Source organism: Listeria aquatica FSL S10-1188, from assembly GCF_000525795.1.
In the GTDB taxonomy this organism is placed as follows: Bacteria; Bacillota; Bacilli; order Lactobacillales; family Listeriaceae; genus Listeria; species Listeria aquatica.
Genome location: NZ_AOCG01000008.1, coordinates 73339 through 97181, shown reverse-complemented (window position 1 = coordinate 97181; position 23843 = coordinate 73339). Strand labels below are relative to the sequence as shown.

Here is a 23843-nt window from a genome sequence, read left to right as displayed (position 1 = left end):
CACTTCCTTTAGTATGTGTATACCCTTTTAATATAAAAATAGCAGATTCTTACGCACTAATCTAACTTTTTTGCTCGTAAATTCAAAATCTTTTTAGCAAGAAACAAAAAAGCCCCCTTTGAATCTAAAAACTCAAAAAGGGACCTTCTCATTATTCATTTTCCTTTTCATTTAGACGGGCTTGTTTTCGCTCCATCCGTGCTTTCCGACGCGCTTCGCGCTCTGGATCTTCTGAACGCTCGCGTTTCCGTTTCTCGCGCTCAAGTTTCCGCTGTTCCTTCTCCGCTTCGCTTAATTTGGGTTTCGCGCTCTCCTCGCTACTCTCTCCATTTTCTTCTGGGAGTACTTTAGCGAGATCGAGCCCAGCCATCACAGCGTAGCGTTTAAAGCGGCGTAAAGCATCCTCACGTGTCCCATCCGAAATCGCCTGAGCAACATCCGGATTCGACTTGTAAAGTGCTGAAAAGCGTGTTTCGCGCTTCAAAAAATCATGGAATAAACCGAAATCTGGTTTCTTGAAATCCATCACCATTGGATTTTTACCTTTAGCAAGTAGCTCTGGATTATAGCGATATAAATTCCAATAACCGCATTCCACCGCTTTTTCCGTTTCCGAAAGCATAGTCTTCATCCCAGCCGAAATCCCGTGCGCAATGCAAGGTGTATACGCGATGATCAAAGATGGTCCCGGGAATTTCTCCGCTTCCTCAAATGCTTTAATCATTTGCTTTTTGTTTGCACCCATCGCAACTTGCGCCACATAAACATTCCCGTAGCTCATCGCCATGAAACCGAGATCCTTCTTGCCCATCCGTTTTCCAGAAGCCGCAAATTTCGCAATCGCAGCCATTGGTGTTGCCTTCGAAGATTGACCGCCAGTGTTCGAATACACTTCATTATCCATTACAAGCATATTAACATCTTCGCCACTTGCGAGCACATGATCAATTCCGCCAAAACCAATATCATATGCCCAGCCGTCGCCGCCAATCATCCACTGCGACCGCTTAATAAACAAATCGCGCTTTTCATAAAGAGTCTTAAGCCGACTATTTCCATTCATTTCTGCAAGAAGGGCCAGCTGAAGATCCTCTGCGCGTTCACGTGTCCCTTCCCCAATTAAGAAGTTTTCACGCCACTCACTAAGAGCATGGTTCAAGTTCTCCGAGATTTCTTCTTCCAAAAGAATCGAATCTACTTCCTTCAAGAGCCCAGCTCGCATCGTTTGGTTTGCGAGATACATGCCGAAACCATATTCAGCATTATCTTCAAGCAGTGAATTAGACCAAGCAGGACCGTGTCCTTCACTATTTGTCGTATAAGGGGTCGCCGGAGCCGAAGCCCCCCAAATTGAAGAACATCCCGTCGCATTTGCGATCATCATTCGGTCACCAAATAGTTGCGTCAAAAGCTTCACGTAAGGTGTTTCCCCGCAACCTGCACAAGCCCCTGAAAACTCAAGAAGTGGCTGTTCAAACTGACTACCTGGAAGCGTGTTTTTCTTGCCCGGATTTTTCTTAGGCGAAACCGTTTTGGCAAAATCCCAATTCTCGCGTTCCCTTTCTGCAACTTCATCAAAAGGTTTCATCACAAGCGCCTTATCTTTCGCCGGACAAACATGTGCGCAAAGATTACATCCCGTGCAGTCCATCGGTGAAACTTGAATCCGGTAGGAAACGTCTTTTCCTCTCATTTCCCGAGTAACAAAACTATCCGGTGCATTCCCCTCTTCCGCTTCATTCACAAGAACAGGGCGAATCGCTGCGTGTGGGCAAACAAAAGCACATTCATTACACATCGTACAGTTCTCAGAAATCCATTCTGGTACTTCAAGCGCAATGCCACGTTTCTCATAAGCAGCTGTACCCTGCGGATAGCTTCCGTCTCCCATGCCATTTTCGATCAATGTCCCAACCGATAAGGAATCCCCTTTGAGAGCATTCATGGGTTCAAGAATTTGCTCGATATATCGAGGCTTTTCTTGCTCCTCTACTTTAGATGACTTAGCGATAGCTTCCGCATTTCGCCAAGCATCTGGAACATCCACTTGCTTCAAATAAGCTAACGTCTGATCCATGGCTTGGATATTCTTTTCAGCAACGCGCATATCTTTTTTACCATAAGTTCGAATCGCAGAATCTTTTAATTCCTCAAAAGCTAGATCAAAATCCATCACGCCAGAAAGTTTGAAAAAGGCCGTCTGCATTACCGTATTAATCCGTCTGCCAAGATCCGCCTCAGAAGCAATTTTGATGGCATTGATCGTATAAAATTTGATCTCGTTTTCAGCCATGTAGCGTTTCATTTTAGCTGGCAAGTGACGTTCAAGTTGTTCCCCTTGCCAAACCGTATTGAGAAGGAAGGTTCCTCCTTTTTTCAAGCCATCAAGTAAGTCATAGCTATTTACATAGGCAGCCGTAGAACAAGAAACAAAGTCGGGTTCATGAACAAGGTAAGCCGAACGAATTCGATTTTCACCAAAACGCAAATGAGAAACCGTTAATCCGCCAGATTTCTTAGAATCATAGGAAAAATAACCTTGAACATTCAAATCTGTTTTATCTCCAACGATCTTAATCGCCGCTTTATTAGAACCAATCGTTCCATCAGAACCAAAACCATAAAATTTACACTGAAACGTCTCTTTACTTGTTAAATCTTTTCGCCCGACATCTGGAATGGAGAGATTTGTTACATCATCCACAATTCCAATTGTAAAACGAGGTTTCGGATTTTCACTTCTTAGGTGCGAATAAACGCCCAGTATCTGGTCTGGTGTCACATCTTTTGAACCTAAGCCATAACGCCCTCCGATAATTCGTTCAGGCCGATTTTCTGCGTGATAAAGTGCACTTTCCACATCAAGTAATAGCGGTTCACCGCCTGAACCAGGCTCTTTCGTCCGGTCTAGCACCGCTAAACGTTTAACCGTTCTTGGCAATTTTCTAAGCAAAACATCTGCCGGAAACGGCCGATAAAGTCGAATATTTAAAAGCCCCACCTTGCGATTTTCCAAAAGAAGTGAATCAATAACTTGTTCAATGACAGGCGTCACCGAGCCCATTGCGACAATAACTTCCGTCGCATCTTCTGCTCCGTAATAATTCACAAGATCATAATCTGTTCCACGCCGTTTATTAATCTCGTTCATTTCCTCACGAACAATTCTAGGAATCGCCTCATAATAGCCATTAACCGTTTCCCGTTGTTGGAAGAAAATATCTGGATTTTGACTCGAACCAGAAGTCGTCGGATTATTTGGCGTCATCGCACGCGCCCTGAAGCGTTCAAGCGCCTTTTCATCAAGCATTTCTTTCAGCTCATCATACTCTAAAACCTCAATTTTCTGCAGTTCATGGCTTGTTCTAAACCCGTCAAAAAAATTGATAAAAGGCAAACTCCCTCTAAGTGAAGCAAGGTGAGCCACTGCCGAAAGATCCATCACTTCCTGAACCGATCCTTCCGCAAGCATGGCAAAACCAGTTTGTCTCGCCGCCATCACATCGCTATGATCGCCAAAAATATTCAGCGCTGCCGTCGAAATCGTACGAGCAGATACGTGAAAAACGGTGGGGAGAAGCTCTCCGGCAATTTTGTACATATTGGGGATCATTAAAAGTAGGCCTTGCGAAGCTGTGTATGTGCTTGTCAGCGCTCCTGCTTTAAGCGAGCCATGCACCGTTCCTGCGGCCCCCGCTTCTGATTGCATTTCCACAACTTTCACTGCTTCCCCAAACAAGTTTTTCTTGCCCGCGGCTGACCATTCATCAACAAGTTCTGCCATCGTTGAAGATGGCGTAATTGGATAGATCGCCGCAACTTCCGTAAACGCATAAGAAATATGTGCCGCTGCCGCATTTCCATCCATAGTTTTCCGTTTTCGCATTTTTTTGCACTTCCAGTCTTCCTAAAGTTTGTGTAAAACCTATTCTCATTCATTTTACACCAGTTCAATTAAACTCTCAATCTGATTTTTTCAGACATAAAAACAGCGCACCCCTGTTCGGCCGCGCTGTTTTCATCTATTTTTCTTCTAAAAATTCACTGATCAATTCATATGTTTCATCTGTCGCTTTCGATTCCGTTTTAAGGAAACCATGAAGTGTATTATCCAAGCGTTTAGCGAAGACAGGAACGGAAGCATCTTTTAATTTCTTAGCATATGCTTCTCCTTGATCACGAAGCGGATCAAGCTCTGCCGTTACAATAAATGCTTTTGGAAGGTCACTTAAGTCTTTACTACGAATCGGTGCAACTAGTGGATCATACTTCCGGTCAGAAGCATTTTTTTAAATAGAGTTTAAAGTATTTATCAAGCGATTCTTTTGTAAGAACATAACCTTCTGCAAATTGATCCATAGAAGGATAAAGGACAGAAGCATCTCGACTGAAAATATCTGTTGCTGGATAAAGCAAAATTTGTTTGCTGATTTCTGGTCCATTTTTAGCTTTTGCCATTTGAGCAATGACAGCGGCAATATTCCCACCAGTTGAGTCTCCTGCCACAATTAGAGAAGTGCCTTTGTTCCGCAAACTTGTCTTATGCGTATTCGCCCAAAGCAATGCCGCGTATGCATCTTCAATTGCCGCTGGGAACGGATTTTCTGGAGCAAGGCGGTAATCAACAGCAACCACACGCGCACCCGTTGTTTGTACAAGTTTTCGAGCAATCCCATCATGTGATTGAAGTCCGCCCGTTACAAAACCTCCACCATGGAAATAAAGGATAATTTCATAAGGCCCTTCTTCTTTTGGCGTATAAATTCGAAGTGGAATTTTTCCACCTGGCCCATCAATTTTTTTATCTTCCGTCGCGCCAATTTCGATATTTTTCGCAGAAGGAGTTGCTTTTTCCTTTAAGCGAATATATTTATAACGAGAATCAACATCAGATAGTGGAGCCGTATTTTTTAGATAGTTTTGCGTAGCCTCGTCTTTCAAGTTTTCCAATACGGATGGATCGTACTCGCGTTTCCCAACTGCTTTCTTGTAGATGAAGAAAACAACAAGAAGCGGAAGCAAGATCACACTGAAAACTAAAATAAACACCCATTTAAATACGTTTTTCAATTGTGCTCAACTCCTTTTAAGTTCACTTTCTGACTTAAGTATATCAGTTTTCAAGAATTAGACCAAACAGGAACCACTTAGAATTTTTCAGTAAAATGGCCATCAATAAATCACACTTTGTGAAGGTATTAAAAACAAAATCGCCGGGTATAGTAATTACAAAGAAGATGGGAGCGTGATAAAAATTAGGGATCTTCAACCTAACCTTTTAAAGTGAATATTAACTAATTTGGGTTAGACAGCATCACTTTAAAAGGTTGATCAAAATATCAAAAAACAGGAACATCTTTGAGGAAACCCAATTTTAAAAAGCGTCTCACAAGATGGATGCTAAAAATCAGGAGGGACTTTCAATGCAAGGCAGTAAACAAACGAATCACTATTATAGTGGAAAATTCGAAAAGCAACTACAGGAATATCCAGGCTTACAAAGCAAAATGACACCTGTACCTGATACAGGCGAAAAAACTTATCAAGGTAGCGATAAACTCGTTCATAAAAAAGCACTCATAACGGGCGGAGATTCCGGAATCGGTCGTGCTGCCACTATCGCCTACGCAAGAGAAGGCGCAGATGTAGCGATCAGTTACCATCCAGATGAAGAGCAAGACGCCCAAGAGGTAAAAGCAATCGTTGAAAAAGAAGGATGTACATGCGTTTTACTACCAGGTGATTTACGTGAAGAAGGCTTCGCGAAGCACATGGTAAAAAGCGCTGCAAATGCTCTAGGTGGTTTAGACCTATTAGTGCTAAATGCTGGAGTTCAACAATACGAATTTGATATTCAAAATTTAACTTCTGAGCAACTACGAGATACCTTTGAAGTCAATGTTTTTTCCGTTGTATATGCAATTCAAGAAGCGCTTAATTATTTGGGCGAAGGTGGCAGCATCATTTTAACTTCATCCATTCAAGGAGTAAAACCAAGTGCCCATTTAGTCGATTATGCAATGACAAAAAGCTGCGAAATCTCACTTACAAAAAGTTTAGCAGCACAACTGGGCAAAAAAGGGATTCGAATCAATGCAGTTGCGCCCGGTCCAATATGGACAGCCTTACAAATCTGCGGTGGTCAGCCACAAGATAGCATTCCAGAATTCGGACATAATCAACCCTTACAACGTGCTGGGCAACCCGCTGAACTAGCGAGCGTTTATGTCCTTCTTGCATCTGATGAGGCTAGCTATATCACTGGTCAAGTTTACGGGATAACAGGCGGAGCTCCTATTAATTAATCCTCCAAATAACCACTAAAGTTGAGGTGAAAAAAAATGCCGTGGACTAAAAATGATTATCCAAATTCATGGAAGAACTTAAAAGAAGAAGAACGAAAAAAAAGCCATTGAAATTGGAAACGCCTTGTTAAAAGAAGGCTATTCAGAAGAACGCGCCATCCCAATTGCAACAGCCAAGGCAGAAGAATGGTATAAAAACCATAAATAGTAAAATGGTTGAAACAACTAACAATGTGGAATAAAAAGGAATGAGTCAGATAATTAAAGGAGAGGATTTATTTATGTCCAAAAAAAATTGCAACTCTTATAACGAATCTTTTTGAAGATGTCGAGTTTACAAATCCAGCAGATGCATTCCGGCAAGCAGGACACGAAGTCGTCACGATCGAGAAAAAAGCGGGCAATCAAGTTACAGGTAAGCAAGGAGAAGCAACTGTGACAATTGATAAAGGAATCGACGACGTGCAAGCAAGTGATTTTGATGCTTTGTTTATCCCAGGTGGCTTTTCACCAGATCAATTACGCGCAGATGATCGTTTTGTAAATTTTGTAGATTATTTTATAGAAAATGACAAACCTCTTTTAGCTATTTGTCATGGTCCCCAACTTTTAATCCAGACTAATAAATTAAAAGGCAGAACTGTAACAGGCTTTACCTCTATTCGTCCAGATTTAAAAAATGCTGGAGCAACCGTAAAAGATGAAGAAGTTGTAGTTGATCGGAACATTGTAACGAGCAGAACTCCAGATGATCTACCAGCTTTTGACCGAGAATCACTAAAACTACTACAATCATAATAAAAGGAGTCTGGGACTTTCCCAGACTCCTTTTTATGTAAGTGAAAGTGATTTCAGCGTTTCCTGAGCTTCTGTCATCATTTCAGTTATGATTTCTCGGCAAGGCTTTATTTCTTTCACGAGCCCAGCGATTTGTCCCGCCATGACAGAACCATTTTCTGTGTCACCCTCTAACACAGCTTTCCGAAGTGATCCAAGCGTCAATGCTTCTAGTTCATCACGATCCACTCCGACTGCTTCAAGCCGCAAATATTCCTTGATCATTTTATTCTTGATAGAGCGAACCGGCGAACCAGCACTGCGCCCCGTCACCGTTGTATCCCTGTCCTGAGCCTTCAAGACCGCTTCCTTAAAACGTGGATGAACTGGGACTTCTTCTGAGGCAAGAAAGCGAGTTCCAACTTGCACACCTGAGGCCCCTAAGGCGAACGCCGCTACAACCCCTCTACCATCTCCAATACCCCCTGCGCCAATAACTGGAATCTCGACTGCATCCACAACTTGCGGCAAAAGAGCCATCGTTGTCGTTTCGCCAACATGTCCCCCAGCTTCAGTTCCCTCCGCAATAACCGCATCAGCACCGAGCTTTGCCATCTTTCTGGCAATCATGACAGAAGGCACAACCGGTATGACAATAATGCCCGCATCTTTCCAAACAGGCATGAAGCTTTTTGGTGTCCCTGCTCCTGTCGTAATAATTTTGACTTGCTCTTCAATCAAAACCTCAGTTAATTCGCCAATGTTCGTCATCATAAGCATCAAGTTGACACCGAACGGCTTATCCGTGAGCGCTTTTGTTTTACGAATTTCAGTCCGCAATTCCTCCCCGCTCATCCCGCCAGAAGCAATAATCCCGAGGCCACCACCATTTGAAACAGCCGCAACTAGCGGTGCCTTAGCAATTTGAGCCATGGCTCCTTGAATAATGGGATATTTGATCCCTAAAAGTTCAAGTATTGTCATGTTGTTCCTCCTAATTGTTACTTTTTTCACATTATATCAAATGACCTTACAAAAAGTCTATCTTCCGCTTTAATCCATCTTTCCAAAAACTAGCGTCCTACCAGAAATCTGCAGGACAACACTCGTTAGCCACTCATTTTTGCTCATTAGCGCCGAAAAACAGTATGAACAAGCCTCGCATAAGCTGTAAAAAAAAGCTGGGATTTCTTCATTAGAAAGCCCAGTGGTCATCGCATCTAAAACGCCTGTATAATACCATTTTTGTTCATCATAACCCCGCTTGAAATGGTTCCAAACACGGTTCCCTTCCATGCTCATGGCATAGCGAATAGAAGATAAATTATCGAGTTTATCTGCCACAATTAAAGCTTTGACTTCAAGGCTCCCATCTCGAACCGTTTCAATCGTATGCGCCTTCCGCTCTTCCCATGTTTTCGTTTTATCTTCTGTATGCGCCATCACAAGATTTGCAGTTTCTTCACCAAATTCCCTTGTGATGTCTTCCCGTGTAACATCTGTATCTTCCACAACATCATGAAGTAATCCTGCTGCAACGACATATTCTGGAAAACCAGCAGCATTTAAAATGCGCGCAACATTGAAAGGATGGGAAAAATATTTTTCACCGGTAATTTTTCGCTTTTGACTTGCATGTGCTTTTCTTGCAAATTCCAGTGCTTTTTCATACATATTAATCCCGCCTCTCCGTCGCTTCTTTATGATTTTAGTATACAGAATGAATGGGCGCATCGCCAGCTAAAACAGCTTTAACATTTGCGACAGCCATGTCCCCCATTTGTTCACGTGTTTCTACCGTTGCATTTCCAATATGCGGTGTCAATACAACATTTTCAAATTTTGTTAAGCTCTCATTTACGTGTGGTTCAAATTCAAATACATCTAGTGCAGCACCCGCAATTTCCTTTGCTTCAAGCGCTTCGACCAAAGCCGCTTCATCTATTACTTTTCCACGAGAAGCATTCACTAGAAAAGCAGTTTTTTTTCATTTTTTGGAAAGTTTCTTTCTGAAATAAATGATAAAGTTCATCACTATAAGCGGCGTGGACAGAAACAATATCACTTTTCTCTAGCAATTCCTCCTGAGAAACAAAACGGGCATCCCACTTTTGCGCAACTTCCTTTGGATGATGCCCCGAATAAAGAATCTTCATTCCAAAAGCAAAGGCACGCTCTGCTACGGCTTGTCCAATTTGTCCAAGCCCTATGATTCCAAGTGTTTTCCCGTGCAACTCTCGCCCTAAAAAGAAAGTAGGTGCCCAACCTTTAAATTCTTCTGGGTGGGTCCGCAAAAGTCTATCGCCTTCTGAAACGCGGCGCATCACATCAAGAATCAATCCAAAAGAAAGTTCTGCAGTTGACTCGGTGGATACTTTTGGAGTGTTAGTTACTGCGATTCCTAATTCCTGCGCTTTTTGCACGTCGATGTTGTCAAATCCAGCTCCTACATTGGCAACGATCTTTAACTTCGGACTCGCCGTGAGTACATCACTCGTTATAGGAGCAGAGAGAGGACAAATGATAGCTTCCGCATCTTTTGCCCCTTTTTTCAACTCCTCTTCCGAAATTTTTCCAGTCCCTGTCCAAAAAGTGGCGCCCATTTGTTTTAACACTTCTTCTGTCTTTTCTAGTAATTTTCCAGCTACAAAAATCTTTTGCATGTTTGTTCGCCTCTATTCATGAAATTGAATACTTCTGCCATTTAAAGGCTGTACCGGACGATTCGTTCCACCGATTACTTTTTCAAGTGCTCGATGCGCAACATGTCCGATTGTTTGTCTGTTTTTTAAGACAATCCAACGAATACCTTCAACTGTCGGTGGAGTTGTGAGTGACCCTTCATAAGTGAAATATACTTTTTCTTCTGGTAGGAAATCGGTAATGTCGAGTGAAAGCTCACGCTCAATCGAAAAATCTTGAAAAACTTCTGGAAATACGCGACGTAAGTCAGTCATATCGATGGATACGGTCGTTCCAACATCCATAAAGGCGCCTAACACTAGTTTTTCACCTTTCGCATTTTCATGAACAAAGTGCCACTCAATTGGGTAAGCAACTGAATCTAACAAGTGTTCACTTGGAATGTGGGCATGAAATGCGACTAGACGATAGACCTCATTTTGAAAGGTAAGTGTTTGATTCATTTCTTGCGGAAACAAGTGAACAGAATTCTCCACTCGTTTGACTTGATAAGGAATCCGTGAATAGCTCGTTTCAAGTGGATTCCCCTCAAGTGGCTTGACATCTTCTGAACGGATATCTATTGGTGATTGTTTCTTCCCAGATTGCGCAATCTCGAAGTCGGAACAAATTTGTCCCCATTTTTCAGGCCCTTTATCTCCATCATAGGACCAATTAATTGAATAAGCTGGCATATATGTAACCCCCATTACTTTTTGCTCGCTTCATAATTTTAACGCAAATGTTCCTCAAATTTCAATTATTGCTACTCAACGAATCCTGTTTAGACCTTATTTTATTTTTGTAAGGAGCGATTGGAATGGCTTATCTATTTCTGCTTTTCGATTCTAATCCTATACGGTCTAGCGCATTCGTGCATAAGGAAAAATTAAAACAAGCCTCTGAATCTGGCTTCTATTTTAATGTAAAGATCGGTGGAAATTTCTCTCTTTCACTTCGAAAAAGACTGCTTCGCTGAATGTGAAAAATTCATTTCTCCAAAACTTGTAAATTCACAAGAAAGTAAAATATTATATTTTTTTATCACATAATTTTCATTACTTCGATCGTGTTACGTTACAAAGTATCAATCAAAACTCCTATCTCCTTGATATGATAAATGTTGTAAAAGGTTCTTTTAAGTAGGGTCGGATTTATTTCATTTAAAAGGAAAATAAATTTCCCTTTACTCTTTCCCATTTTTACAACCTGATCTTACATGATGAAAAAGGAGGGTATTATGAAAAAACTTGCAAAAAATAAAACCATTTGGTTTCTTGCTTTTGGAATAGCTTGTTTTGCTTTTCTCTCTTTTGTATTTCTTACTCCGAAATTAGAAGCTGCTGATGAGCAAAGTAATGATTTGAAAGTATCTGCAGACCGCGAGGCACTTACTGCCGGTGAGCTTTTAACCCTCACTGTTCAGTCGAGCAATAAAGCGGATACAAAGATCACTTTACCCATCAGTGGAAATTTTGAATACAAAGGAGAAACCAAAGGGGACGCAACCATTACAGAAGATAAAAACAAAGGAAATCTAGTGATTGATTGGCCAGCGAATTCGGATAAAAAAGTGGTGCTTACTTTAAAGGCGCTTCAGCCCAGTACCTATTCTTTTGTCGCAAGTACCATTCGAGACGGGAAAAAGCTAGAATCTAAGCCACTTAAAATTCAGATTCAAGACCCAACATCTACTCCTTCCGTTGTCAAAACAGACCCACAGCCAAAGTTTACTCCGCGTGGCTTAACGCCTCGTGTAGACGACTATGATCCCAATCAAACCGTCCAATACGATTTTTTTGAAAATAAGGCTTGGTTTATAGACACTGTGAATAAGGAATTACACACTGAACAGATTGTTCCTGAAGATGCCACTATTCAACGTGGTCAGGTCACTTTCGGCGATTTGGCTAAAATCAAAGAACTAAAGTTCAATCGTTCAACTTATCAAAATTATTATTTGCCTAAGCGCTTTGATGTCTTTAAGGGATTACAGTTTCTGTGGATAAATGGGTTAGGTAGCGGTCCTGGTGATACTGAGCCTTATCAACCTTTTGTCTTACCTGAGTCGATTGGAACTTTGACAAACCTTAAATATCTATTCGTGAAAAATGTTGTTAACTTGGAAGATCCCGTTCCAGAGTGGATTGGTCAATTAACAAACTTAGAACAGGTTATGATTGGCGGAAACGGAGGTTCAATAAAAAATTTAGGAGGGACATATAGAGGAACCATACCTGCATCCATCGGAAATTTACAGAAGCTAGAAAGCCTCACAATCACGGAGTCTCACATTAGTGGAAACATAGAAGATATTGAATCTTCAGTAGCAAGTTTGAAAAATTTAACCACTCTTGATTTGTCCAATAATAACTTAACAGGAAGAATCAATAAGCAATTTCTTGATAACAAAGAAAATCTAACTGTCCTTGATTTATCTCGTAATCAGCTATCAGGTAATATTCCAGCGTCTATTGGAAATTTAACAAACTTGCAGAAACTTTATTTATATAAAAATGAACTGGATGGACGAATCCCAGATACGATAACAAAACTTACGAACACAACGAATGTGAATTTGGCATTCAACCATTTAGTTGGTGCACTTGATCCAAAACTGATGGACTTTTTCATAATGATGGCCCCAAACAGAAAATACAGTTTGGCAGGAAATGAATTAAGTATAGAAAATATATATGACACAATGTATACACAGTCAACTGAACGTTGGGACGACGCATTTGATAGTAAATCAGATTACCGTAATGGTAAAAACGCGATAGCTGATGGGCCGCTCTATGGAAATTTGATTCGTACAACTAGCGAAGAAGGCGGCGATCCAAGTTACGACGGGATCTCTCTAAATATGGATTATATGTTCCAAGGGGGGCTTATCGGGAGCGCTTTTACTAAGCCCAATGGAAAACTATATTTATTCGCCCCTCGGTTTACAGATGGTGCCCCCGCTCGCAATAACACATTAGCCATTGGTTATAAAAATAAATTTGCAAGACAACTTGCATATCAGCTATCTCATCCAACACCATCCGCAGATGAGCTAAAGAAAAAGCTAAGTTTCTTAGATTTCTTGCCCGATAAACTCAGCAGCCAACATATCTATACGATTTGGGCTGCAAATGCAGATGGAACAAGGCAACCAGACGGAAGTCTCTACAAACAAATTTATAGTGGCTTTCCTAACGAAGATGCGTATATCACTGTTCCCGATCAGCCGATGAATTACACGGTTTCGATTGATAATCCAAATATACTGAATGATTCATCTTTGCCTAAATCCGTAGATAAAGAAAGCGCCAAAAGCAATCTATTCGTTCAAAATGTCTTAGGCTATTCAGTTGGTGGATTTCGGGTGAATCCAGAGGTCGTTTCTTCGTTCAAAGTTGTGAATTCAAAAACGGGAGAACCTAACACTAACTTGAAAAATACTGTTGAGGGTGGCGTTGGCGACAAATTCACAATGTCCATTGAGCTTGGCGGAAAAGGCGTTCCTCTTCCTGGAATGCCTAAACTCGAAGAAAGCACCTTCGCATTTCCAGATAACTTCAACCCTCGTGCTTACTTCTTTGGGGTTTCGGATGCTGCCCACAATCTTGGACTGGAGATAGATGGAGATTCGTTCAAGGTAAACGGAAAGAGCCAAACGGTTAGGGCTCAAAACGCACCTGGCAGTAATCCCAACGGCTTTACTTTTGCAGATCCTACACTAATTCCTGCCGTTTCTTCTGGTAAACCTGCTCTTACGATTAGTTTGGATGTGAAAACAGGAGATAAACCTATTCCATACGAGAAGAATGAGCAGGATGAATTTTTCGGTGCTGGAAAAGATGCTTTACTGTTCCATACTTCTTTTGTAAGTTCTATACAGGATCCTGATCTCACCCAATTATCGAAATCAGAAAACGTCATTGTTCGTGCGGGAGAGCTTAAATTTGTGGATGTTCCAGATGTGATGAATTTTAATGGCGGTAAAATCAGCAACAAGACACTTCATCTTAAACAAGATGATACATTTAAACTCGACGTAGAGGACTCTCGAGCGAATAAGAAGGAATGGCATATTAATTTTAAGCAAACTTCACCGTTTAAAAATGATGCAAACAATCATGTTTTACCAAACGATAGCAACAGTAAATTCTTATTCAAGCAAGGGAATGGAGATGAAAAAACGATTGTACCGGGTGCTCCTGCAACTACTGTGTATGATAGTCTAACTCAACAAACAACAAGTTCAACAGGAGATATCACTTCGGTTTCTTGGAAAAATCAAGACGACGGATTCTTCCTAGAAGTTCCACCTGGTGTTGCACAAAGTGGAAATTATTCCAGTCAATTCACATGGGAACTAGTTAATGGACCGGTTTAACTTTTAATATAGACTTTCCAAGTTTATTCTTTCTGGCTTTATCAAGCAGAAGAATTCAGATTTAATTTCAAAAAAGCCTTTGAAAATCAGTTTCTGATTTTCAAAGGCTTTTTCTATGGGACAAAGACAATTTGTTGTTTTCATAGCGAAGATCAAATTAGAAAGTGAACTTGCATTGTCTATTTTCGGTACATCTTAAATTCAAGGAAAAGTTCATTATAGTGTGAAAGCATGCGTTTTCCTAGATTATCATAGACTTCTAAATGATTGAGTTCATCTAAGTTTGGATAAAAACGTTTATCATCTGCAATTTCTTTTGGAAGAAGTTTTTCGGCAGCTTTATTAGGGGTTGAGTAACCTACATACTCTGCATTCTTCGCGGCATTTTTTGGATTGAGCATAAAATCAATGAATCGATGTGCCCCGTCCACATTTTTCGCTGTTTTCGGGATTACCATATTATCGAACCAAAGATTTGATCCTTGTTTTGGAATGACATAATTTAAGTCTTTATTGGCGCTAAGCATTTCTGAGGCTTCCCCGGAAAATGTAACGGCCACTCCTGCTTCGCCGTCTGCCATTAAAAGTTTGATTTCATCACCTACAATAGCTTTTACATTCGGTGTCATTTTTTTCAGCTTATGAAGAGCTTCATTCAAATGTGCTTCATTTGTATCATTTAAAGAATAGCCAAGACTATTAAGGCCAATCCCCATGATTTCACGTGCACCATCGATTAGTAAAATTTGATTTTTCAAGTCCGTATTCCAAAGTGAATCCCATGTAGAAAAATCCACATGAGGGAACTGTTTTTGATCATAAATAATGCCAAGTGTCCCCCAAAAATAAGGCATCGAATATTTATTACCTTCATCAAATGACAAATCCATAAAACGCGAATCAATATACCGAGCATTTGGTAATTTTTGATGATCTAGTGGGATCAAGAGATTTTCTTGCTTCATTTTGTTGATTGCATAATCACTTGGGATCGCAACATCAAATGTCGTTCCACCCTGCTCTATTTTTGTCATCATCGCTTCATTCGAATCGAAGGTTTGATAGATCACTTTTATGCCACTTTCTTTCTCAAACTTCTTAATCAAACTTGGGTCAATATAATCGCCCCAATTATAAATAGTTAAAGTATTTCCTCCAGCGTAACCTTCTTCACGATTCATAAAATGAGCAAGCAACATCATGACGAGCGCAAGGAGAATCACGGGGATGAACATTTTAAGCAAGGATTTCATCGTTTATTCGCCCCCGTTCTCGTTGTTTTGCTCGTATTTTTACGGTTGATGAAGTAATAACCAATGACAAGCAGAATCGTGAATAGGAAGATAAGGGTTGAAAGGGCATTAATTGATAAGGAAATGCCTTGGCGTGCCCGTGAGTAAATTTCAACGGATAAAGTGGAAAAACCGTTTCCTGTCACAAAAAATGTCACGGCAAAATCATCTAACGAATAAGTTAACGCCATAAAAAAGCCTGCGAGAACGCCTGGAGCAATGTAAGGTAAAATGACTTTTGACAAGACTTGCCACTGGCTTGCACCTAGATCTCGCGCGGCGTCAATTAAAGTCGGGCTCATTTCCTGCAGTTTCGGGAGCACCATCAATACAACGATCGGAATGCTAAAAGCAATGTGGGAAACAAGTACTGAGGTGAATCCTAATTTTAGCCCAAGTATGGTGAAGAAAATTAAAAAACTAGCACCGATAATAACATCAGGACTTACAATTAAGACATTGTTTAGACTTAGTAGTGAATTTTTCCCAACCGGCTTTGGCATAAAACGAATAGCTAGTGCTCCGCAAATTCCAATCGCCGTTGCAATCACAGAAGAAAGAAGCGCGATCACAAATGTATTTAAAACGATCACAAGTAAACGCGTATCAGCAAACACTTCACGGTAATAATCGAGTGTGAATCCTCCAAAGCCATGCATCGTTCCAGCTGAATTGAAGGAATAAAACATCAAATAAAAAATCGGGGCATAAAGTACGATAAAAATAAAAATGAGATAAAGATGACTCCATTTCCGTTTTTTCATTTTTTAGCCCCCTTTCTGCGTTTTGTTCCAGTTAAAAACATAATAATAATCATAGCAATAATAAGAAAAACGCCAATGGTTGAGCCCATTCCCCAATCCTGCGTTACAAGAAAATGCTCTTCAATAGCAGTTCCAAGTGTAATTACGCGATTTCCAGCAATCAAACGAGTAATCATAAAGAGCGAAAGCGCAGGAATGAAAACCGCTTGACAACCTGATTTCACACCATCTGCAGTTAACGGGAAAATAACTCGGCGAAATGTTGTAAAATTAGATGCCCCTAAATCACGAGATGCTTGAATAAGGGAGGGATTGATTTCTTCAATCGCATTAAAAATGGGTAAAATCATAAAAGGGATGAAAATGTATGTGGAGACGAACAAAAAGCTAAAATCGGTACAAAGAATTTGCTGTTGTCCGATGCCGACTAAATCTAAAAATTGATTAGCCGCTCCGTAGGTACCAAAAATCCCAATAAAAGCGTAGGCCTTAAGCAAAAGGTTGATCCAAGTAGGTAAAATAATCAGCAAGAGCCACAATTGTTTATGCTTTAATTTCGTGAGCAAATATGCGGTCGGATAGGAAATCAGCAAGGTGAACAAAGTGATCAAAAAAGCATACCAAAAGGAACTCAGCGTCATTTTTAAATAAACGGGTGTAAAAAAGTGTTGATAGTTGCTGAATGTAAAATTCCCGTCCACGTCAAAAAAGGAATAATAAACAATTAATAAAATCGGGGCAACAACAAACAAAATAATCCAAAGAATATAAGGAACGAGATATAAGTTTCTTGCTTTTCTAGTCATTCACTTACGCCTCTTCGTAACTTTCTAAACGTTTATCAAATTCTTCTTCTGTTTCTCCAAGTCGCATGACGTGAATGGCTTCGGCATCAAACGCGAGCCCAATTTTATCACCGATTTTAGCTTTTTTCGTCGTATGCACGAGCCACTCGTTACCGTCAATATCAATACAGCCCATTTCGTAATGCACTCCGCGGAATAATACCCAGTCCACTTCGACTTGCAGTTTTCCTTTGTCAGCTGTTGTAATTTCTAGGTCTTCCGGTCGAATCACCACTTCAACGATTTCATTTTCATTAAAGCCTTGATCGACACATTCAAAACGGCGATTCACAAATTCCACTTCAAAATCTTGAATCATTTTCCCGGAAACGATATTTGATTCACCGATAAAGTCTGCTACAAAGCGATTAATCGGTTCATCGTAAATGTCGATCGGTGAACCACTCTGCTGAATTTCTCCTTTATTTAACACAAAGATTTCATCGCTCATTGCAAGGGCTTCTTCCTGATCATGCGTAACGAAAATAAACGTGATACCTAACCGCTTTTGCAAATCACGCAATTCGTATTGCATCTCTGTTCTTAGTTTCAAATCAAGCGCGGAGAGTGGTTCATCCAAAAGAATAACTTCTGGCTCATTCACAATAGCTCGTGCGATCGCCACCCGTTGCCTTTGCCCACCAGACATTTCGCTGATTTCCCGTTTCTCATAACCAGACAAATTGACAAAACGCAACGCTTCTTTTACCTTTTCATCAATCGCTTTTTGATTTAGCTTTTTGATTCGAAGGCCAAATGCGACGTTTTCAAATACATTTAAATGTGGAAATAACGCATAATCTTGAAATACCGTATTTACCGGGCGCTTGTTGGCCGGTACGGAATTGATTTTCTTCCCGTCCAAATAGATGTCTCCTTCTGTTGCCTCTAAAAAACCTGCAATCAAGCGTAAAATAGTAGTTTTTCCACATCCGGATGGGCCAAGCAAAGTATAGAATTTTCCTTTTTCAATTTCAAAACTGACATTTTTCAAAACGGGTTCGTCGTCATCAAATTGCTTTGTAACTTTGTTAAAGCAAATAATGGATTCTGTCAATTGTATTCCTCCCCTTCTATAAATACGATTCCGTTGCCACTAAGATGAGCACTGCCTTTTCAGTCGTTTGATTTACAATTTGATGGCGATCTGAGGCATGAAAATAAATGGTCTCATTCGCTTTTGCCGTGTAGCTTTCTTCGCCCAAACATACCTTAACCTCACCACTTAGTACGTAAGCAAAAGTCTCTGAAAGCGAGGGTTCAAATTTTTTTAAAACCCCCCATGTGGATCTATTTCAAGCAACACAGGTTCCATTTCTTTTTCATTCGATTCGGGAACAAGCCATTCAATATGATAGCCCTTCTCCTCATCTTCAAAAAAAATACGTTCTCTCTGTTCGTAAATAACCTTTTGTTTGCCTTTTTCTTCATCAAAAAATTCTTTTGGAGTAGAGCCTAACACTTCAAGAATCGAAAAAAGAGTTTCAATCGACGGCGAACTTAAATCACGTTCGAGTTGCGAAATATAGCCTTTTGATAAGTCTGTCCGTTCTCCTAGTTCCTCTTGTGTCAGGTTCTTGCTAAGACGCAAATTCTTAATTCTGTTGCCGATTTCCATCTTTTCTTCCTTTCTCAAAGTTTAATAAAAGTAAACTTTAAAACGCACTTGTTTAGTATTTATAAACTTCAGGTTTACTCAAAGCAAGAATCATTATACAACATTTGAAATCACACATCAAGATACTTTTTAAAATTTCTTCAAACTATGGTTTAGGCTAAAAAAAAAGACTTAAAAGCGCATTTTGAATGCCTTCTTTTAAGTCTTCTTAGTTAGACTAAATCTTCTTCGATTGTGTAAGTTTCGAGTAGATTCAAGTCTTGTCTCATATCGCGTGCAAGGTCGCGCGAAATTTTTCCTTCTTCAAATAAGCCTTGAATGGTATCACGTTCAATTTGAATACCTGAAAGTTCCACTTCATGCACTTTTTGTTCAAATTTTTCTCGCGAACTTGGACGAATTCGCTCCGTTGTAAGACGTTCTAAGTGTTCCTTATGCTCATTCAAAAGCGGCAACAATAAATCCATATTATCTTGGTTCATTTGTGCTTTTTAATTTTCGAATGACCATTTTTTCATTTTCCACTCGTACAAAATTGATTTCTTTAAAAGCTTTTGTACGTTCAGGGTGTTGCTTCCGTACTTTTGATTTTAGTGCGCGCAACCGTTTTGGATGTAAAAGCATTTGTAGCAACCGACTTCCAAATCGAATAAAATTTTTGATTTTCGTTTTGAATCTTTGCTTTAAAGCACTTTCCATCATGTTGAGAAAGCTACCATAGCGGTAGGCCGTTTCTGTACTAATCTTTCCATCAGCTAGAAGCTTCTGCGTATATTCATGTTCCCAAGTGATAATCTCCAGCCGTTTTTCCTTTCTCAGCTTGTGTCATATCACGCTTTTGCGAGTTTTCTCCTTGCTGCAATTCCTGAATTCGACGTCTATAATTACGAATAACCATTTCCGTTGCCGCTTTATTATCCGGTGTAATTTGATTCTGTAACTCTCGTTTCACTTTGCGCAAAATCCAAATCTGTGTAGCACGTTCTGCCCGTTCATTTCCAAGATCAGCTTCATTTCCCTTAGCAAGAATCGGCAAGATAAATGTTGCAATAAGCAGTGTAAATAATATCACGCCTGATGCCATAAAAATAATCAATGCTCGTTGCGGGAACATATCGCCGTTATCGAGGAAAAAGGGAATGGATAAAGCTGTCGCAAGTGTAACAGCTCCCCGGACACCCGATAAACTCGTTAAAATAGATGCTCGCACGGATGGTTTTTGCGTTTTTTTCGATTTATCACTTTTGAAGAGCCAGTCAAACATCCATAAGCCACTAACCCAGAAGAAACGCAAGAGAATCAAAGCGAGCGTAATCAAGAATATATACATCAACACTTGTGTATTGCTGATTCCAGAATCTTCCCAAACGACTCTCGCAATAGATGGTAGTTGGGTACCTAAAATTAAAAATACTAGACCATTTAAAACAAAAATAATCACCGACCAAGTACTTTTTGAAACTACACTTAGCTTCACAAGTTGTGGATCCAGTCGTTTCCGTTCAACGGCATGCATAATACCTGCTGCAACTACCGCGAGAATCCCAGAAACATGTAATTCTTCTGCTGCTAAATAAATCACAAACGGGGTTAAAATTTCGATCAACATATGGAAGGTGACATCTTCCATTCCGAGTCCCCTCACCCACTTTAGTAGTTGAAACTTAAGTAAAGTTAAGATGAGCCCGACAAGAGCACCACCGATAGCAATGACAAGAAAGCTCCAAGATGCATTTAATAAACTAAATGTCCCTGTTACCATTGCCGCAATAGCAAATTGGAAGGACACAAGTCCTGATGCATCGTTTATTAAGGACTCTCCCTCAAGTAGACTCATCACTCGTTTTGGCAAAGTAATTCGCCCTGAGAGTGAACTCACAGCTACGGCATCTGTCGGTGCTAGCGCAGCTGCAAATGCAAAAGCTGCTGCAAGCGGAATCGTTGGAATCATCCAATTGACAAAATAGCCTATAACAAGCACGGTAATAAAGACTAGACCAAGTGCAAGCAGTAAAATCGGCACGCGTAGTTTCCACAAAGCCTTCTTATCCGTCCGCTTACCATCATTAAAGAGCAAGGGGGCAATGAATAATAGCAAAAATAATTCTGGATTTAAATCAAGCTCAAACCCAAGTGGTAAAAGTGCAATTAAAATCCCAAGCCCAATTTGAATCAGCGGTACGGAGACAACCGGGACGAAGCGGTTGAGTAAATTGGATACTAATATAGCGAGTAATAACAGTAAAACAAATAAAAAGATCTCCAATTCTAGTTTCCTCCTTTTGTGCTTATAATATTATGCAGGAAAATCCAAAAATGCGCAAATTATTAACAAAGTTAACAATTCGCGCACAAAATCACTCATTTTCCAGATTATTTTTATACTTATTGATTTCGTCATTTAAATTTTTCATTTTTTCATCCAGCTGCGTGACAATATCCGCCGCTTCACGCAACTCATTCGTTAAGTATTCTGGGGCTTCATCTTGATATTTATAGTAAATTTTATGTTCAAGGCTCGCCCAAAAATCCATCGCAACAGTACGAATCTGGATTTCGACCATGATTTTCTCAGAGCGATTTGTCAAAAAGATTGGCACTTCACAGAGCATATGAAGACTGCGATAGCCGCTTTCTTTTGGGTATGTAACATAGTCTTTCACACGTAAAATTTTTAGATCATCCTGATGCTTGATCATCTCTTCAATTTTAAAAATATCCGAGACAAACGAGCAGGTAATTCGAATGCCAGCAATATCATGAACGTGTTCCCGTGCATTTTCTGGTGTAATATCCACACCCTTTTTCTCTAGCTTCGCCCCGATACTTTCAAGTGATTTCACGCGCGATTTTAAATGTTCCATCGGATTATAATCATGTAAAAATTGAAATTCCTCATTGAGAATTTTTAGTTTAGTGTTGACTTCTTCAAGCGCAAACCGGTGCATCAACATGATATTTCGCCATTCTTTGAGCTCATCCACTGAAGGCTGTTCCAAAATAGTAATCTCCTCTCAAAAAATTGTTTTAGCCACTTTACTATCCTACTACATTTTCCCTTGAGGGAGATCAATATAAACATTTTTTTTACCAGTTTCTCATGATTTTTTTATTTAAACATCGCCGAGTTTTTTTAACAGATCCAAAATCGATTGTGCCAATTCGACATTTTTTCCGCTGTCCTCTTTCGGTAAAATCAAATAAAGCGGACGGATAAAATCTGTTTTTTGAACTAGGAGAGATAATTTTTCAGCAACGCGGGCTGACTGGAGCGTCCGTCCCATCCCTTGCTTAACAAGCTCTAAAATCAAAGCATTACTGCTTGCGATGATTTTTTCTTCTGGCAAAATTTGCTGTTCTTTCAAATACATTTCTGTATACTGCCGAATCCCTGAGCCCTCTTCGCGCAAAATCCAGCGTTCTAATTCCCTGTCGCCTAAAATGACAAGTTGATCTTTCATGAAAATCGTTCGGTCCATATCTGGATAAACTTCAGGTGTCTCGACAAGACCAAGATCCGCTTCAAACATATGGACTGCCTTGTAGACATTCGTCGAATTATCAAGCAAAATTTCGAAATTAATTTGCGGATAAAGCTGTCCAAGTGCGTTCATGATTTGCGGTAGCAAATATCCGCCAATCGTTTGGGAAGCCGCAATCGTGTACTTCCTTCTTGCCTTCCCAGAAAGAGCCGCAAGCTCCTCTTTGCCACTTTCCCATCCATTTAAGATTTGTTTAGCTTTTTCATAGAATAAAGTAGCGGCTTCTGTTTTTTCAATTCGGTTGCGCGCATTTCGCTCAAATAGTTTCACATCCAGTTCTTTTTCCAGTTTTTCAATGTGCACCGAAATAGTTGGCTGCGAAATATAGAGTGCGTTTGCGGCTTTTGTAAAACTATTCGTTTCATAAACTGCAATAAAAGTCTCTAATAATTGAAACAAGCGTCTCCCTCCTTTTTAAAAAAAACAGCTTACTCGCAAGCATTGTAAAGCCAAGTAATACGACCGAACTGATTCCTGCGGCAAGAAAAACTTTACCACCGCGTTCGGCGATCACTTTAAAATTCACACTCATACCAAGGGCTGCCATGGCCATACCAAGAAATAGATAAGCAAGGCTTACAAGTCCATCAATCAAAGCCTGCGAAATTGGTAAAAAGCTCCCAATCGCACTTGAAAGTAAAAAGCCTGCCATAAACCATGGAATCGGTAATTTCCCTTTTGGTTCGCCTCTTCCAGCAGAACGGCGCGTGTACCAGATGCCAATAAAAAGAGCGGCAGGAGCAAGTAAAATCACACGTGATAATTTTGTGATGATCGCAGCATCTAAACCTGCCATACCTGCCGAGCCACCTGCAGCAACTGCATGAGCAATTTCATGAAGCGAAGCGCCTGCCATCACACCAAATTGTCCATCAGAAAAACCAAGCAATGGTTTCAAGCCAATTTCAATCAAGGTGAAGACAGTTCCCATGATGCACACAACCGCAACCGCAAGCACAGCATCATCTTTATCCGCCTTTACCTGCGGCGAAACACCCATCACAGCAGCGGCTCCGCAAATTCCACAACCGCTTGCTGTCAAAATAGCTAAACGATTTTCCACATGGAAAACTCGGCAAAGCCAGTAAGTGAGTAGAATCGTTCCCGTAACAACAATCAAGGCTAATAAAATCGTTTTTATGCCCGATTCTGCAAGGGTGTATAAATTAAGTCGAAACCCTAACAAAATGATTCCTAGACGCAAAAATTTATTCGAAATAAAACCAATGCCTTCTATACTTGCGTAAATAACTGGACTCGCGGTTTGAAATAACATGCCACATAAAAGAGCAATAACAAGGGCCCCAACCAAGCTAAAGCCTGGAACAAGTGCTAAATATTTTCCGGCAAGCGAACAAATGAGAGTCGTTACTGCCGCAATCCAAAAACTTTTTTTTCGTAAAAATCATCATTTTCTCCCTTCAATCCTTCTGTCTCCGTTTTTCTTTCTTCAAGTATAAGGGGATTTTATTATTAATAAAAATAGTAAATGTTAATATTTATTATTACATAAATTAATAATGAATGTGTTCTCCTATCTTTTAAAATCAAAAATCGGATATGATTTTGCTTCTTCAGTAATTCTATATTAGATTTTATACTTTTCTAAAGCTTTTTGGGTTATTCTAATAAAG

Annotated in this window: 14 protein-coding genes and 5 pseudogenes; 4 read left to right on the top strand and 15 right to left on the bottom strand. The window is 40.1% G+C overall.

From position 1 onward, the window contains the following. Positions 1-151: 151 nt before the first annotated feature. Positions 152-3886, bottom strand: coding sequence for a pyruvate:ferredoxin (flavodoxin) oxidoreductase (gene nifJ / locus MAQA_RS06710; RefSeq protein ID WP_036072460.1), 3735 nt, complete (start codon positions 3884-3886; stop codon positions 152-154). Between the two features lie 136 nt (positions 3887-4022). Next, positions 4023-5070 (bottom strand): annotated as a pseudogene (locus MAQA_RS06705) (alpha/beta hydrolase). Between the two features lie 353 nt (positions 5071-5423). Between MAQA_RS06705 and MAQA_RS06700 the strand changes: the two are divergent. The 3 genes and pseudogenes from MAQA_RS06700 (at position 5424) to MAQA_RS06695 (ending at position 7103) form a co-directional block, all read left to right on the top strand. Next, complete coding sequence (locus MAQA_RS06700; RefSeq protein ID WP_036072458.1) at positions 5424-6305, top strand: SDR family oxidoreductase; 882 nt, start codon at positions 5424-5426, stop codon at positions 6303-6305. A gap of 36 nt (positions 6306-6341) precedes the next feature. After that, positions 6342-6513, top strand: a pseudogene (locus MAQA_RS14435) (DUF2188 domain-containing protein). 65 nt (positions 6514-6578) lie between these two features. Continuing rightward, positions 6579-7103: a type 1 glutamine amidotransferase domain-containing protein gene (locus tag MAQA_RS06695; protein ID WP_036072456.1), complete on the top strand. Its 525-nt coding sequence runs from the start codon at positions 6579-6581 to the stop codon at positions 7101-7103. A 33-nt stretch (positions 7104-7136) separates the two neighbouring features. Here MAQA_RS06695 and MAQA_RS06690 read toward each other — a convergent pair whose 3' ends face one another. The 4 genes and pseudogenes from MAQA_RS06690 to MAQA_RS06675 all read right to left on the bottom strand — a co-directional run bounded on the left by MAQA_RS06690 (position 7137) and on the right by MAQA_RS06675 (position 10459). After that, positions 7137-8066 carry a nitronate monooxygenase gene (locus MAQA_RS06690; RefSeq protein ID WP_036072454.1) on the bottom strand — a complete coding sequence of 310 codons (930 nt, stop codon included), beginning with the start codon at positions 8064-8066 and terminating at the stop codon, positions 7137-7139. 69 nt (positions 8067-8135) lie between these two features. Next, positions 8136-8756: an HD domain-containing protein gene (locus tag MAQA_RS06685; protein WP_149023328.1), complete on the bottom strand. Its 621-nt coding sequence runs from the start codon at positions 8754-8756 to the stop codon at positions 8136-8138. Between the two features lie 34 nt (positions 8757-8790). Further along, positions 8791-9745 (bottom strand): annotated as a pseudogene (locus MAQA_RS06680) (NAD(P)-dependent oxidoreductase). A gap of 12 nt (positions 9746-9757) precedes the next feature. Further along, the gene (locus MAQA_RS06675) at positions 9758-10459 is read right to left on the bottom strand and encodes a carbonic anhydrase family protein (RefSeq protein WP_036072452.1); all 702 of its coding nucleotides are present in this window, start codon (positions 10457-10459) and stop codon (positions 9758-9760) included. Positions 10460-11004: 545 nt separating this feature from the next. Between MAQA_RS06675 and MAQA_RS06670 the strand changes: the two genes are divergently transcribed. Continuing rightward, complete coding sequence (locus MAQA_RS06670; RefSeq protein ID WP_036072450.1) at positions 11005-14148, top strand: leucine-rich repeat domain-containing protein; 3144 nt, start codon at positions 11005-11007, stop codon at positions 14146-14148. Between the two features lie 179 nt (positions 14149-14327). Here the strand turns inward: MAQA_RS06670 and MAQA_RS06665 are convergent, their stop codons facing one another. From MAQA_RS06665 to MAQA_RS06615, 9 genes and pseudogenes are all read right to left on the bottom strand, one after another. Further along, the gene (locus MAQA_RS06665) at positions 14328-15401 is read right to left on the bottom strand and encodes an ABC transporter substrate-binding protein (protein ID WP_036072448.1); all 1074 of its coding nucleotides are present in this window, start codon (positions 15399-15401) and stop codon (positions 14328-14330) included. Next, complete coding sequence (locus MAQA_RS06660) at positions 15398-16204, bottom strand: ABC transporter permease (protein ID WP_036072446.1); 807 nt, start codon at positions 16202-16204, stop codon at positions 15398-15400. Before MAQA_RS06660 ends, MAQA_RS06665 begins: the two co-directional genes overlap by 4 nt. Continuing rightward, positions 16201-17010 carry an ABC transporter permease gene (locus tag MAQA_RS06655; RefSeq protein ID WP_036072444.1) on the bottom strand — a complete coding sequence of 270 codons (810 nt, stop codon included), beginning with the start codon at positions 17008-17010 and terminating at the stop codon, positions 16201-16203. Before MAQA_RS06655 ends, MAQA_RS06660 begins: the two co-directional genes overlap by 4 nt. 4 nt (positions 17011-17014) lie before the next feature. Next, positions 17015-18106 carry an ABC transporter ATP-binding protein gene (locus MAQA_RS06650; protein WP_036072442.1) on the bottom strand — a complete coding sequence of 364 codons (1092 nt, stop codon included), beginning with the start codon at positions 18104-18106 and terminating at the stop codon, positions 17015-17017. A gap of 16 nt (positions 18107-18122) precedes the next feature. After that, positions 18123-18667: pseudogene (locus MAQA_RS06645) on the bottom strand (helix-turn-helix domain-containing protein). 212 nt (positions 18668-18879) lie between these two features. After that, positions 18880-20933, bottom strand: a pseudogene (locus MAQA_RS06630) (Na+/H+ antiporter). Between the two features lie 91 nt (positions 20934-21024). Then, positions 21025-21666 (bottom strand): GTP pyrophosphokinase, encoded by a 642-nt coding sequence (locus MAQA_RS06625; protein ID WP_036072436.1) that lies wholly within the window; start codon positions 21664-21666, stop codon positions 21025-21027. A 114-nt stretch (positions 21667-21780) separates the two neighbouring features. Continuing rightward, positions 21781-22608 carry a LysR family transcriptional regulator gene (locus tag MAQA_RS06620; protein ID WP_036072434.1) on the bottom strand — a complete coding sequence of 276 codons (828 nt, stop codon included), beginning with the start codon at positions 22606-22608 and terminating at the stop codon, positions 21781-21783. After that, the gene (locus MAQA_RS06615) at positions 22571-23569 is read right to left on the bottom strand and encodes a YeiH family protein (RefSeq protein WP_277619946.1); all 999 of its coding nucleotides are present in this window, start codon (positions 23567-23569) and stop codon (positions 22571-22573) included. Before MAQA_RS06615 ends, MAQA_RS06620 begins: the two co-directional genes overlap by 38 nt. Positions 23570-23843: the final 274 nt, after the last annotated feature.

Bases quoted from the DNA above. Each gene is read 5' to 3' on its own strand.
- nifJ (WP_036072460.1), bottom strand. From the start codon at position 3,886: ATGCGAAAACGGAAAACTATGGATGGAAATGCGGCAGCGGCACATATT.
- MAQA_RS06700 (WP_036072458.1), top strand. From the start codon at position 5,424: ATGCAAGGCAGTAAACAAACGAATCACTATTATAGTGGAAAATTCGAA.
- MAQA_RS06690 (WP_036072454.1), bottom strand. From the start codon at position 8,066: ATGACAATACTTGAACTTTTAGGGATCAAATATCCCATTATTCAAGGA.
- MAQA_RS06685 (WP_149023328.1), bottom strand. From the start codon at position 8,756: ATGTATGAAAAAGCACTGGAATTTGCAAGAAAAGCACATGCAAGTCAA.
- MAQA_RS06675 (WP_036072452.1), bottom strand. From the start codon at position 10,459: ATGCCAGCTTATTCAATTAATTGGTCCTATGATGGAGATAAAGGGCCT.
- MAQA_RS06670 (WP_036072450.1), top strand. From the start codon at position 11,005: ATGAAAAAACTTGCAAAAAATAAAACCATTTGGTTTCTTGCTTTTGGA.
- MAQA_RS06665 (WP_036072448.1), bottom strand. From the start codon at position 15,401: ATGAAATCCTTGCTTAAAATGTTCATCCCCGTGATTCTCCTTGCGCTC.
- MAQA_RS06660 (WP_036072446.1), bottom strand. From the start codon at position 16,204: ATGAAAAAACGGAAATGGAGTCATCTTTATCTCATTTTTATTTTTATC.
- MAQA_RS06655 (WP_036072444.1), bottom strand. From the start codon at position 17,010: ATGACTAGAAAAGCAAGAAACTTATATCTCGTTCCTTATATTCTTTGG.